We start from the raw sequence: 12,814 nt of genomic DNA, 5'->3' as shown, positions 1-12,814 counted from the left end.
CGTCAGATCATGCCGGACGGTCGTCCTCCTCGCCTGCCCCGCCCGCCACTTCCGCAAGCCCGTGGCGGGCCGCTGCGGCCCGCTCGGCGGCGATGCGCCGGTGTTCGGCTGCCCTGCGCTCAAGCATCTCGGCCATGCGCAGGTGGTACGCCGGGTCGTCCTGCTCGTACACGTCCGGGATGCCGTCGAGGTCGTCGTCGCGCTCCTCCTCCGCGCACAGCCTGCGGTACCTGGCGTTGCGTATCTTCAGCAGCACCGTCGCACACACCGCCGCGATCAGCGATCCGGTGAGGACGGCGGCCTTCACCTCGTCGGTGAGGACGGCGTCACCGGCGAAGGCGAGTTCGCCGATGAGCAGCGAGACGGTGAAGCCTATGCCGGCGAGCGAGGCCACCGCGAAGACGTCGGCCCAGGCGAGGTCGTCGCTGAGCGAGGCGCGGGTGAAACGGGCGGTCAGCCAGGTGCCGCCGAATATGCCGAGCGTCTTGCCGATGACGAGCCCGAGCACCACGCCGAGCGTCTCCGGCCTGGTGAACACGTCCTGGAGCGCCCCGCCGGAGACCGTCACCCCGGCGCTGAACAGCGCGAACACCGGCACGGCGAGCCCTGCCGACAGGGGGCGCACCAGGTGCTCGACGTGCTCGCCGGGCGAGTGCTCCTCGCCGTCCCGGGCGGTGCAGCGCAGCATCAGCCCCATCGCCACACCGGCGATGGTGGCGTGCACGCCGCTGTTGTACATCAGCGCCCAGATCACCAGCGCGAGCGGCACGTACACGTACCAGCCGCGCACGCCCTTGCGCAGCAGCAGCCAGAAGACCACCAGCCCGGCGACGGCCCCGCCGAGGGCGGCGAAGTTCAGCCGGTCCGTGAAGAAGATCGCGATGATCATGATCGCGAAGAGGTCGTCCACGACCGCGAGGGTGAGCAGGAAGGCGCGCAGGGCGCTGGGCAGCGAGGTGCCGATGACCGCGAGGACGGCGAGCGCGAAGGCGATGTCGGTGGCGGTGGGCACCGCCCAGCCCTGGGTCGAGCCGTGTCCGGTGAGGTTGGTGAGGGTGTAGACGAGCGCCGGTACGGCCATGCCGCACAGCGCGGCGACCACGGGCAGCGCGGCCGCCCTCGGGTCGCGCAGGTCCCCGGCGACCAGTTCGCGCTTCAGCTCGATGCCGGCGACGAAGAAGAAGACCGCGAGCAGGCCGTCGGCGGCCCAGTGGGCCACGGAGAGGTTCAGGCCGAGCGCGCCGGGGCCCAGCCGGAAGTGGCTGACGGCTTCGTAGCTGTGGCGGAGGGCGGGGACGTTCGCCCAGACCAGGGCCGTGACGGCGGCGATCAGCAGCAGGATGCCGCCGACGGTCTCGGTGCGCAGCGCGTCCGCCACGAAGGACCGCTCGGGCAGGGACAGGCGTCCGAGGACCTTGCGGGCGTTGGTGCGGGCGCGGGGCGCGGTCACGGGGGACCTCCGGTGGGTAGGCAGGACGGCTCACTTCGCCGACCAGACTTCCCGGCACACCCTTGCCGCGTTCTTGACGCTTTACTTAGCTTACCTAAGATTGCTCGTTTACCCAAGGGCGGAGGGATGCGGTCCGGGACCGGTGATCCTCACGCCGGACGCCGAAGGGGCACCCGGCGCGTCGGCCGGGTGCCCCTTCGCGGGCGGTGCGGGTCGGTCCTCGGACCGTGCGGGTCAGTCCTCGCCGGGGGCGGCCGGCAGCTTGGTCTGGATGAGGTCCATGACCGACGAGTCCGTCAGCGTCGTGACGTCTCCGAGCTGGCGGTTCTCGGCGACGTCGCGCAGCAGGCGGCGCATGATCTTGCCGGAGCGCGTCTTCGGCAGCTCGGCCACCGGCAGGATCCGCTTGGGCTTGGCGATCGGGCCGAGCGTGGCGCCCACGTGGTCGCGCAGCGCGCCGATGAGCGTGTCGTCCTCCGAGGCCGTGCCGCGCAGGATGACGAAGGCGACGATGGCCTGGCCGGTGGTCTCGTCGGCGGCACCGACGACGGCCGCCTCCGCGACAGCAGGGTGCGAGACGAGGGCCGACTCCACCTCGGTGGTGGAGATGTTGTGGCCGGACACGAGCATGACGTCGTCGACCCGGCCCAGCAGCCAGATGTCGCCGTCGTCGTCCTTCTTCGCACCGTCACCGGCGAAGTACTTGCCCTCGAAGCGTGACCAGTAGGTGTCGATGAACCGCTGGTCGTCGCCCCAGATGGTGCGCAGCATCGACGGCCACGGCTCGGTCAGCACCAGATAGCCACCGCCGCCGTTGGGCACCTCGTGCGCCTCGTCGTCGACGACGGTCGCGCTGATGCCGGGCAACGGGGTCTGCGCGGAACCGGGCTTGGCCTCGGTGACGCCGGGCAGCGGCGAGATCATCATCGCGCCGGTCTCGGTCTGCCACCAGGTGTCCACGACAGGGGTCTTGTCGGCGCCGATGTTCTTCCGGTACCAGACCCACGCCTCGGGGTTGATGGGCTCGCCCACGGAACCGAGGACGCGCAGGCTGCTGAGGTCGAACTTCGCGGGGATGTCGTCGCCCCACTTCATGAACGTCCGGATCGCCGTCGGGGCGGTGTAGAGGATCGTGACGCCGTACTTCTGCACGATCTCCCAGAACCGGCCCTGGTGCGGGGTGTCCGGGGTGCCCTCGTACATGACCTGCGTCGCGCCGTTGGCCAGCGGGCCGTAGACGATGTACGAGTGCCCGGTGACCCAGCCGACGTCGGCCGTGCACCAGAACACGTCCGTCTCGGGCTTGAGGTCGAAGACGGCGTGGTGGGTGTACGCCACCTGGGTGAGGTAGCCGCCGGAGGTGTGCAGGATGCCCTTCGGCTTACCCGTGGTCCCCGAGGTGTAGAGGATGAACAGCGGGTGCTCGGCCTCGAAGGGCTCCGGGGTGTGCTCCGCGGACTGCCGGCCGACGAGGTCGTCCCACCAGACGTCCCGGGTGTCGTCCCAGGCCACGTCCTGGCCGGTACGGCGCACCACCAGCACGTGCTCGACGTTGTCGACCTTGTCGATCGCCTCGTCCACGGCGGGCTTGAGGGCGGAGGGCTTGCCGCGGCGGTAGCCGCCGTCGGAGGTGATGACGACCTTGGCGTCGGCGTCCTGGATGCGGGTCGCGAGCGCGTCGGCCGAGAAGCCGCCGAAGACGACCGAGTGCGCGGCGCCGATACGGGCGCAGGCCAGCATCGCGATCGCGGTCTCCGGGATCATCGGCATGTAGATGGCGACCCGGTCGCCCTTGCGGACACCCAGCTCCAGCAGGGCGTTGGCCGCCCTGGAGACCTCGTCCTTCAGCTCCGCGTAGGTGATCGAGCGGCTGTCGCCGGGCTCACCCTCGAAGTGGATGGCGACCCGTTCGCCGAGTCCGTCCTCGACGTGGCGGTCCACGCAGTTGTACGCGACGTTCAGCTCGCCGTCCTTGAACCACTTCGCGAACGGCGGGTTCGACCAGTCCAGCGTCTCGGTCGGTTCCTTGGCCCAGGTCAGCCGACGGGCCTGCTCGGCCCAGAAGCCGAGCCTGTCAGCCTTGGCCTGTGCGTACGCCTCCGCGGTGACGTTGGCGTGCGCGGCCAGGTCGGCGGGCGGCGCGAACCTGCGTTCTTCCTTGAGCAGGTTGGCCAGGCTTTCGTTGCTCACGACATCTCCCTTTCGAAGGGTGTCCGTTGTGTCCCAGCCCACAGCTCATCAGACGCGGGGGCCCGGTGACAAGAGTCGTCGACGAAATTGGTGTAGACCTATCGACGACGTGGGACTCACACGGCACCATGTGCCTCCTCTCCTGCGACGACACCCTCGGCGACGTCCTCGAACACCCGGCCGCCCTCCGCTTCCACCAGCAGATACGCCCGCGCCTCGGCCACGTGGAAGTACATCCCGTGCAGCTCCAGCTCGCCCCTGGCCAACGCCCGCGCCACCGGCCCGTGCGCCCGCAGGTGCTCCAACTGCTGGACCACGTTGACCAGACACAGTCGTTCCACGGCGTCCATGGCGTGCGCGGCGTCCACCGTGGACCGACCGGTCAGCCGGGGCCGGGCGCAGCAGTCCTCCCGGTCCATCCGCGCGAGACTCGGCAGCCCGTGCCGGAGCCAGCGACGCAGGGGGGTGACCACGGCCTCGGCGGCGCCCGCGGCACCGGCTGCCGTCCCGGCCCCCGCCGTTCCGGAATCACCGCCCCTGCCGCCGTCCCCGCCCCCGCCCCCGCACTCGCCGGACAGCAGCGCCTGCATCGCCCCGCATCCGGAGTGACCGCACACGGTGATGGAGCGCACCCCGAGCGCCTCCACCGCGTACTCGATGGCCGCCGCCACCGAGTCGTCGCCGTGCTCCTCGCCCGGTGGCGGCACCAGATTGCCGACGTTGCGGACGACGAACAGGTCGCCGGGGCCGCTGGCGGTGATCATCGATGTGACGAGCCGGGAGTCGGCACAGGTCAGGAAGAGCTGTGCGGGCCGCTGGCCGTCCCTGGCGAGCTGCGCCAGCTCCGCTCGCACCAGCGGCGCGGTGTGACGCTGGAACGAGCTGATGCCACGCGCGAGTTCCCTCGCCGCCGCCACCTCTCCCGCCGTCTCCTGTCCTGCCGGAGAGGCCGGAGCACCCGTGACGCAGTCCTGGTGGGCACGCCACGGCGTCCAGGGCCGACACCGGCAGAGCGCGGACCGGGCCGAGTCGGTGACGGATCTGGCGCTGGAGCCGGCCGACCGGATGGTGGACGCCATCAGCCCGGTGGCGGCTCCGGTCGATTCGGCGTTGGCTCTGGCCGACTCGGTGCCGGGCCAAGTCGGCCCGGCGGCAGGCGGGTTCGGTCCGGCGACGGTCCGGGGTGTGCCGTGTCGGCCCGACAGGTCGGCCGTGCCGCCTCGCGCGATGCGGGCGTTCGTGACGGCGTGGGCGCCTTGGGGCATGAGCGGGAAGGCCCCGCCGGGTCGGTGCACCGCGAGAAAGGTCAACTGGTCGTGGACTCCTCCGTGATGGGCTCCTTTCTGCCGGCCATGCGTGATGCGGGCGAGGGGGACGAGCGGGATCTCCTCCAGGATCGGGACCGTCAGCAGCACGGCAGCTACTGCGAGGGGCGCGACGAGGTCCGCGCAGCCGAGTCCGAGAGACGGGGACAGGGCGATCAGGAGGACCGCGACGGACGTCGACGTCGACGCGGACAGGCCGGCGGGGTGCTGGGCGTGAGGGGATGCGCAGGTGGGCATGGTCCCGTCTCCTCCGGGGCGGCGTGGTCGCGGACTGGGGCGGGATGGGGCACTCTCAGTAAATGAAGAGTAACGCAACGTAAAGAAGCGGTATAGCTTTGCGGGGCAAATGACTCATGAGATCCCTCGGATGGGCGAAGTAATCATTTGATCGGCTTGTCGTACTAATTCCTTCTCGGTCCCGTGCGACGTTGGCCGCGCTGTCGGTTCAAGCCCGGCAGATCGCCAGAAAACGACCTCGCCAGCGTTTACCTGAGAGAAGGAAGAAGGTGGGCGGAACACATGACCGCCACCCAGAGGATCGCCGTCGGCGTCGTGGCTGCCGCGGCCTGTGCCTCGTCACTCGCCGGTTGCGCGACCGGCTCCCACGGTTCGAAGGAAGGGGCGCCCGGCCCCCAGAAGGCGGCGCCGCCGCCCCGGAGCCTCGTCCGGCTGATCGGCGACGGGTCCACCGCGTACACCGGCGCACAGCCGCATCTGCCCAGGCCCGAGCGGCTGAAGCCCGGTCAGAAGCCGCCCCAGTTCGTCGTCTTCTCCTGGGACGGCGCCGGCGAGGACAGCCAGAAGCTGTTCTCGCACTTCCGTAAGGTCGCCAAGGAGAACCACGCGACCATGACCTTCTTCCTCAGCGGCGTGTACATGCTGCCGGAGGCCAAGCGTGACCTCTACAAGCCCCCGCAGCACTCGCCGGGCCGCTCCGACATCGGCTTCAACGACCAGAAGGGGATCGCCGACACCGTCAAGCAGGCGCGGCTGGCCTGGCTGGAGGGCAATGAGATCGGCACCCACTTCAACGGCCACTTCTGCGGGCCCGACGGCGGCGTCGGCACCTGGTCGGTGGACGAGTGGAAGAGCGAGATCGCCCAGGCCAAGCAGTTCGTGAAGACGTGGAAGACCAACACCGGCATGAAGAACTCGGCTTCGCTGCCCTTCGACTACGACAAGGAGCTGATCGGCGCCCGCACGCCCTGCTTGGAAGGTCAGAAGAACTTCACGGAGGCGGCCCGTCAGCTGGGCTTCCGTTACGACTCCAGCGGCGTCGACAACCAGGTCTGGCCCAAGAAGAAGGACGGCCTGTGGGACCTGTCCATGCAACTGGTCCCCTTCCCCGGCCATACCTTCGAGCAGTTGACCATGGACTACAACTTCATGGTCAACCAGTCCGGCACCCAGACCCAGGGCGACCCCGACAAGTTCGACTACTGGGGCGACCAGATGCGCGACGGCCTCGTCAAGGGCTTCTACCGGGCCTACGACGGCAACCGGGCGCCGCTGATCATCGGCAACCACTTCGAGTCCTGGAACGGCGGCACGTACATGCGTGCCGTCGAGGACACGGTGAAGGAGGTGTGCAACAAGCCCGACGTGCGCTGTGTGTCGTTCCACCAACTGGCCGACTGGCTGGACGCGCAGGACCCGAAGACCCTGGAGAAGCTGCGCACCCTGACGGTGGGCGAGGCGCCCCGCCAGGGCTGGGCGTCCTTCCTCTCCGGTCGTCCGGCTCCGGCGCCCAAGGGCGTACCCGGGGCGCCGGCGGTCAGGCAGTAGGCGGCAGGCGGGAGTTGCCGGCCGGATGCTGTCAGGCGGGAGCCGCCACGCCCGCACCGGCGCTCTCGCTGAGCACGAAGTCGGGGTCGATCTGAGCGGCCAGGTCGGCTCCCGTGCGTTCGTTGCCCCACGCCTCGGCGTTCTTCAGGTGGAAGTGCGCCATCTGGCGCGTGTAGCGCTCCCAGTCCCGCAGGGCGTACGTGGCGTCCACGGTGTCCTTGAGGGTGTGCAGGGCGCGGGAGCCGGCCTCCTCCAGGAGATCGAACCGGGGAGGTCGCCCCTTCTCCATGGCGCGCACCCAGTCCGAGTGACCGACCGTGACGAGCAGATCGTCCCCGACCTCCGCGCGCAGGAAGTCGATGTCGTCCTGTTCCTGGATCTTGTTGCCGACGACCTTCAGGGCGACGCCGAAGTCGCGGGCGTACTCCTTGTACTGGCGGTAGACGGAGACTCCCTTCCGGGTCGGCTCGGCGACGAGGAACGTCATGTCGAAGCGGGTGAACATGCCGGAGGCGAAGGAGTCCGAACCGGCCGTCATGTCGACCACGACGTACTCGTCGGGGCCGTCGACGAGGTGGTTCAGGAACAGCTCCACCGCTCCCGTCTTGGAGTGGTAGCAGGCGACCCCCAGGTCGGCGTCCGTGAAGGGGCCCGTGACCATCAAACGGACGGCGCCGCCGTCGAGTTCCACCGGGCGTGCGCAGGCGTCGTAGATCGGGTTCGGCTCGCTCACCCGGACCAGGCGCGAGCCCTCGCCGGGCGGGGTCGTCTTGATCATCGTGGTGGCGGAGGGGATGCGCGGGTTGGCGCCGCGCAGATGGTCCTTGATCAGCGGCAGTCGCTCGCCCATGGCGGGCAGCGCGGCCGCCTCCGCCTCGTCGAGTCCGAGTGCGGGACCGAGGTGCTGGTTGATGTCCGCGTCGATGGCGACCACCGGGGCACCGGCGGCCGCGAGGTGGCGGATGAAGAGGGAGGAGAGCGTGGTCTTGCCACTGCCGCCCTTCCCGACGAAAGCAATTTTCATGTTCACCAACGGTAGTCAGCTGATAGCTGCATGTGGCGGTCCGAGTGAAGAAGACCACTCCTTCGAGGGGTGGGGCACTGTGGTGCGTAGTGTCGTACTCATGAGTACGACAGGCGCGACCGCCGATCCGCTCTCCGCCCTGGGCTCGCTGCCGGGTGTGGCTGAGTCCGTGGAGTCCGTGCGCAAGGCCGTGGACCGGGTCTACGGACACCGGATCATGCGGCGCCGCAGCACCGAGATCACCGCCGAGGCGGCCCTGCGCGGCGCCCGCGGTTCCGCCGCGCTGTCCGGCGCCGACTGGGCTCTGGAGGAGGTGCGGCGGCGTACCGACTTCAGCGGTGACGCCGAGGCGCGCGTGATGGGCGCGGCCCTGCGGCTGTCGGCCGAGGCGGGGCAGTTGCTGTCCATCTGGCGGCAGTCGCCGCTGCGGGTGCTGGCCCGGCTGCACCTGGTGGCCGCGGCGAGCAGCGGCGACGAGGTCGGCCGGCCGCGCCTGGCGGGCGAGGCGGTGGACGAGCCGCTGATCGAGCTGCCGCTGCCGGACGCCGCGGAGGTCTCCGGCCGGCTGGAGGGGCTCGCGGACCTGATCATCGCCGGGACGTCCGCGCCCGCGCTGGTCACGGCAGCCGTGGTGCACGGCGAACTGCTGGCGCTGCGGCCCTTCGTGTCGCACAACGGTCTGGTCGCGCGCGCGGCCGAGCGGATCGTCCTGATCGGCAGCGGCCTGGACCCGAAGGCGATCTGCCCGGCCGAGGTCGGATACGCCGAACTGGGCCGCGCCGCCTACCTGGCGGCCCTCGACGGCTACGTCTCCGGCACCCCCGAGGGCATGGCGGCGTGGATCGCCCACTGCGGCAAGGCGGTCGAGCTGGGTGTGCGCGAGTCGACGGCGGTCTGCGAGGCGCTCCAGCGCGGCGCGGCCTGAGGCGGCGCGAGGCGGCGACCCGGGCGCCGGAAGTGCGCGAGAGGCGCCGGACAGGGTTGCGGCGGTACGAATTCTCGTACCGCCGCTGGCATGCTCACCCGGTTACCAAGCGTCCTCGATATGTGCCCATCAGGTCGGGGACTTTGCCCGTCACCTGGTGCGGCTGGCCCGTAATCGACGGGTCGACGTCGCGTGGGTGCCCGGTGTCCATGCGGGGTCCGTGGGCCAAGTGCGTAGTGAAAGGTGATCCTCTCGGATGTCCTTTGGTCTCGCGGGCCTAGGTTCTTTCTACCGCGAGCCCGGAGGAAGCGGAACCCCTGCCTGCACTTCTTTACTTTCAGGTTCAAACAGGGGTGAAACGGGCGAAGTTCAGGCCGTGCTGCGGCGTCGGCTGGCGTACCAGACGAGGCCGGCGGTCGCGGCCGCCGCTCCGACGGCCGCCGCCGCGACGAGCGCGGGGCGGGGCGGTACGGAGAGCGAGGGCAGCCGCTTCTTGAGCGGGACCGGCCGGCGGAACTCCAGGACCGGCCACCCGCGCGCGAGTGCCTCGCGCCGCAGCGCGCGGTCCGGGTTGACCGCGTGCGCGTGTCCGACCGCCCGGAGCATCGGCAGGTCGGTCGCCGAGTCGCTGTAGGCGTAGCAGCGGTCGAGGTCGTAGCCCTCGGACGCGGCCAGCTCGCGGATCGCCTCGGCCTTGGTCGGGCCGTACGCGTAGTACTCCACCTCGCCGGTGAAGCACCCGTCCTCGCCGACGACCATGCGCGTGGCCACCACCCGGTCCGCGCCCAGCAGTTCGCCGATCGGCTCGACCACCTCGGCGCCCGAGGTCGACACGATGACCACGTCCCGCCCGGCCGTGTGGTGCTCCTCGATGAGGGAGGCGGCCTCGTCGTAGATGATCGGGTCGATCAGGTCGTGCAGGGTCTCGGCGACGATCTCCCGCACCTGCTGCACGTTCCAGCCGCGGCACAGGGCGGACAGATACTCGCGCATCCGCTCCATCTGGTCGTGATCCAGGCCGCCGGCCAGGAAGACGAACTGGGCATATGCGGTACGCAGCGCGGCCCTGCGGTTGATCAGCCCGCCTTGGTAGAAGGACTTGCTGAAGGTGAGCGTGCTCGACTTCGCAATGACCGTCTTGTCCAGGTCAAAGAACGCCGCTGCGCGGGGCAAGGAGTGGTTTTCCACGCCCCTGAGCATAGGCGCCCACCATTCGGCGTAAGGTGGGGCGTGTGGGTTTGCCTGAGAGGGCTCTCGGGTACACCATGGAAGTCACGGATCGTTCGCGACCGTGCTAACCCGGTCCGACTCCTCCCCCCCCGAGTCGGCCGTGGGGACGACCCCCGCTCTCCCCCCCGGCGGGGGTCGTCGCATGTCCGGACGCCTTTTCGTCCGCCTCTCCTCTCGCTCCGCGACCGTACGGCCGCCCTCGCGCCGCTGCGGCCGCCGCTTCCGTGCGCCCATGATTCGTTACTCACGGTAATCGTTGCGCTGCTCTGCGGAAGTCGCACAGGGATCAGTACGGGCATCACCGGTATGGGTGATGGAGATATTCACAGGCCCTGAGTTGTCCACAGTTTTCCACCAAGATCCACATTATTTCGCGGACCGCTGCACCGTGATTCCAGCGCGCTGCGGCCGTGGCGAGTTCATGGCCGGATCCGATTGTCGGAGCGCGTATGGCCGGTTTCCGTCGGCCGTTCATATGGGGGGCCGCTTGTCGGTTCTCCGCATCTTTGGGAATCGCGGGGCCGCAGGGGCTGCGCGGCCCATGCAGCGAAGGGGGAACACCCGTGACCGGAACCGTCACCCACGACCCACCGCCCGGCGCGCCGGGACGCCCGGGACGGCCGCTCATCGTCACCGAGGACGCCGAACTTCTGGACGACCTGTTGCGCCTGTGCGCGGCCGCCGGGGCCACACCCGAGGTCCATCACGGGGTGCCGGACCACGGCGACGGCTGGGAGACGGCCCCGCTCGTCCTGGTCGGCGACGACGCGGCCCGGCGGGTCGGCGGGGCCGCGCGCCGACGCGGAGTGGTCCTGGTCGGCCGCGACCAGGACGACTCGGGGGTGTGGAAACGCGCCGTGCAGATCGGCGCCGACCACGTCCTGATGCTCCCCGATGGCGAGCAGTGGCTGGTCGACCGCATCGCCGACGTCGCCGAAGGGGTCGGCCGCCCGGCCCTCACCGTCGGGGTGATCGGCGGCCGGGGCGGGGCCGGCGCCTCCACGCTCGCGTGCGCTCTCGCCGTCACCTCCGCGCGCGAGGGCCTGCGCACCCTCCTGGTGGACGCCGATCCGCTCGGCGGCGGACTCGACGTCCTCCTCGGCGGGGAGAGCGCCGAAGGGCTGCGCTGGCCGGCCTTCGCCGCCTCGCGCGGCCGGGTCGGCGGCGGCGCGCTGGAGGAGTCCCTGCCGGAACTGCACGCGCTGCGCGTGCTCAGCTGGGACCGCGGCGACTGTGTCGCCGTCCCGCACCAGGCGGTGCGCGCGGTGCTCGCCGCCGCCCGGCGGCGCGGCGGCACGGTCGTGGTCGATCTGCCCCGCCGCCTCGACGACGGCGTCGCCGAAGCCCTCGCCCAGCTCGATCTGGCCCTGCTCGTCGTCCCCGCCGACCTGCGGGCGGTCGCGGCCGCCGGACGGGTGGCGTCCGCCGTCGGCATGGTCGTCCGCGACGTGCGCGTGGCGGTCCGCGGGCCGTACGCGCCCGGCCTGGACGGCCGTGAGGTGGCCCGGCTGCTCGGCCTGCCACTGGCCGGCGAGGTCCCGGTCGAGCCGGCGCTGCTGCGTCCCCAGGGCGGCGCGAAACCGCCCGGGGCCACCGGTCGCGGCCCGCTCGCCCGCTTCTGCACGGCCTTCTGGGAGCGCGCGCTGGTCGAGGCGGGAGGCGCCCGATGACACTCCCCGGACTCGCCCGGGCCGACGGCGCCGCCCTGCTCGACGGCGTCCGGCGCTGGCTCGCCGAGAGCGGCGGCGAACCCACTCCCGCGCGCGTGGCCCAGGCCCTGCGTGAACAGGGCCGCGTGCTCGGCGACGCCGAAGTCCTCGGCGCGGCCGCACACCTGAGGAGCGAACTGGTCGGCAGCGGCCCGCTGGAGCCCCTCCTCGCCGACCCGGACGTCACCGACGTCCTGGTCTGCGCCCCGGACCGGGTCTGGGTCGACCGCGGCCGCGGCCTGGAACCGACCTCGGTGACCTTTCCCGATCCCGCGGCGGTACGACGCCTCGCGCAGCGGCTGGCCGCCGTCGCCGGACGGCGCCTGGACGACGCCCGGCCGTGGGTGGACGCCCGGCTGCCCGACGGCACCCGGCTGCACGCGGTGCTGCCCCCGGTCGCCGTCGGCTGCACCTGCCTGTCCCTGCGGGTCGTACGGCCCCGGGCGTTCACCCTGGAGGAGCTGGTCGCGGCCGGCACGGTGCCGCCCGGCGGCGACCGGATCCTGCGGGCGCTGCTCGCGGCCCGGCTGTCCTTCCTGATCAGCGGCGGCACCGGGTGCGGCAAGACGACCCTGCTCAGTGCCCTGCTGGGCCTGGTCGGAGCCGGCGAACGCATCGTCCTCGCCGAGGACTCGGCCGAGCTGCGGCCGGACCACCCGCACGTCGTGCGGCTGGAGACCCGGCCCGCCAACCAGGAGGGCGCCGGCCTGGTCACCCTGGAGGACCTCGTCCGGCAGGCGCTGCGGATGCGGCCCGACCGGCTGGTCGTCGGGGAGGTGCGCGGCCCCGAGGTCGTGCACCTGCTCGCGGCCCTCAACACCGGTCACGAAGGCGGCTGTTGCACGGCGCACGCCAACGCCGCGGCGGACGTCCCGGCCCGGCTGGAGGCGCTGGCCACGGCCGCCGGGCTCGACCGGGCCGCGCTGCACAGCCAGCTGGCGGCCGCGCTCTCCGTGGTCCTGCACCTCGTACGGGACCGGTCCGGGCGGCGCCGGATCGCCGAGGTGCACGTGCTGGAGCGGGACGGCGCGGGCCTGGTGCGGACGGTACCCGCGCTGCGCTGGGGAGAGCGGGCGTTCGTCCGCGAACGGGGCTGGGGGCGACTTCAGCAACTGCTCAGCGCGGCAGGCGAATTCGAGGGCGACCTCGGAGACGAGCGAGAGGGGGACCGGTGAG

8 protein-coding genes and 1 pseudogene are annotated in these 12,814 nt (G+C 71.3%); 4 read left to right on the top strand and 5 right to left on the bottom strand.

From position 1 onward, the window contains the following. Positions 1 to 7: 7 nt before the first annotated feature. The 3 genes and pseudogenes from nhaA to ACFC8N_RS38840 form a co-directional block, all read right to left on the bottom strand. Positions 8 to 1,450 carry a Na+/H+ antiporter NhaA gene (nhaA, locus tag ACFC8N_RS38850; RefSeq protein ID WP_356029357.1) on the bottom strand — a complete coding sequence of 481 codons (1,443 nt, stop codon included), beginning with the start codon at positions 1,448 to 1,450 and terminating at the stop codon, positions 8 to 10. A gap of 234 nt (positions 1,451 to 1,684) precedes the next feature. Next, positions 1,685 to 3,640 carry an acetate--CoA ligase gene (acs, locus tag ACFC8N_RS38845; RefSeq protein ID WP_376293798.1) on the bottom strand — a complete coding sequence of 652 codons (1,956 nt, stop codon included), beginning with the start codon at positions 3,638 to 3,640 and terminating at the stop codon, positions 1,685 to 1,687. 116 nt (positions 3,641 to 3,756) lie between these two features. Then, positions 3,757 to 5,004: pseudogene (locus tag ACFC8N_RS38840) on the bottom strand (carbonic anhydrase); the annotation flags it as partial. A gap of 480 nt (positions 5,005 to 5,484) precedes the next feature. Between ACFC8N_RS38840 and ACFC8N_RS38835 the strand changes: the two are divergent. Further along, positions 5,485 to 6,750, top strand: a complete 1,266-nt coding sequence (locus tag ACFC8N_RS38835) for a hypothetical protein (protein WP_356029353.1) — start codon at positions 5,485 to 5,487, stop codon at positions 6,748 to 6,750. Between the two features lie 31 nt (positions 6,751 to 6,781). Here the strand turns inward: ACFC8N_RS38835 and ACFC8N_RS38830 are convergent, their stop codons facing one another. Further along, positions 6,782 to 7,774 carry an ATP-binding protein gene (locus ACFC8N_RS38830; RefSeq protein ID WP_376293795.1) on the bottom strand — a complete coding sequence of 331 codons (993 nt, stop codon included), beginning with the start codon at positions 7,772 to 7,774 and terminating at the stop codon, positions 6,782 to 6,784. A gap of 100 nt (positions 7,775 to 7,874) precedes the next feature. Here ACFC8N_RS38830 and ACFC8N_RS38825 point away from each other — a divergent pair, with 100 nt between their 5' ends. After that, positions 7,875 to 8,699 (top strand): oxidoreductase, encoded by an 825-nt coding sequence (locus ACFC8N_RS38825; RefSeq protein ID WP_362821699.1) that lies wholly within the window; start codon positions 7,875 to 7,877, stop codon positions 8,697 to 8,699. 369 nt (positions 8,700 to 9,068) lie between these two features. Here ACFC8N_RS38825 and ACFC8N_RS38820 read toward each other — a convergent pair whose 3' ends face one another. Further along, positions 9,069 to 9,899, bottom strand: a complete 831-nt coding sequence (locus ACFC8N_RS38820) for an HAD-IB family hydrolase (RefSeq protein WP_356029346.1) — start codon at positions 9,897 to 9,899, stop codon at positions 9,069 to 9,071. 593 nt (positions 9,900 to 10,492) lie between these two features. Between ACFC8N_RS38820 and ssd the strand changes: the two genes are divergently transcribed. Continuing rightward, the gene (gene ssd, locus ACFC8N_RS38815) at positions 10,493 to 11,599 is read left to right on the top strand and encodes a septum site-determining protein Ssd (protein ID WP_376293792.1); all 1,107 of its coding nucleotides are present in this window, start codon (positions 10,493 to 10,495) and stop codon (positions 11,597 to 11,599) included. Beyond that, complete coding sequence (locus ACFC8N_RS38810) at positions 11,596 to 12,813, top strand: TadA family conjugal transfer-associated ATPase (protein WP_376293790.1); 1,218 nt, start codon at positions 11,596 to 11,598, stop codon at positions 12,811 to 12,813. The genes ssd and ACFC8N_RS38810 overlap by 4 nt, the downstream gene beginning before the upstream one ends. The last annotated feature ends 1 nt before the right edge of the window (position 12,814 follow it).

Source organism: Streptomyces sp. NPDC055966 (assembly GCF_042269865.1).
Lineage (GTDB): Bacteria > Actinomycetota > Actinomycetes > Streptomycetales > Streptomycetaceae > Streptomyces.
This window is presented reverse-complemented; position numbering and strand designations above follow the sequence as displayed.

Bases quoted from the DNA above. Each gene is read 5' to 3' on its own strand.
- ACFC8N_RS38835 (WP_356029353.1), top strand. From the start codon at position 5,485: ATGACCGCCACCCAGAGGATCGCCGTCGGCGTCGTGGCTGCCGCGGCC.
- ACFC8N_RS38830 (WP_376293795.1), bottom strand. From the start codon at position 7,774: ATGAAAATTGCTTTCGTCGGGAAGGGCGGCAGTGGCAAGACCACGCTC.
- ACFC8N_RS38825 (WP_362821699.1), top strand. From the start codon at position 7,875: ATGAGTACGACAGGCGCGACCGCCGATCCGCTCTCCGCCCTGGGCTCG.
- ACFC8N_RS38820 (WP_356029346.1), bottom strand. From the start codon at position 9,899: ATGCTCAGGGGCGTGGAAAACCACTCCTTGCCCCGCGCAGCGGCGTTC.
- ACFC8N_RS38810 (WP_376293790.1), top strand. From the start codon at position 11,596: ATGACACTCCCCGGACTCGCCCGGGCCGACGGCGCCGCCCTGCTCGAC.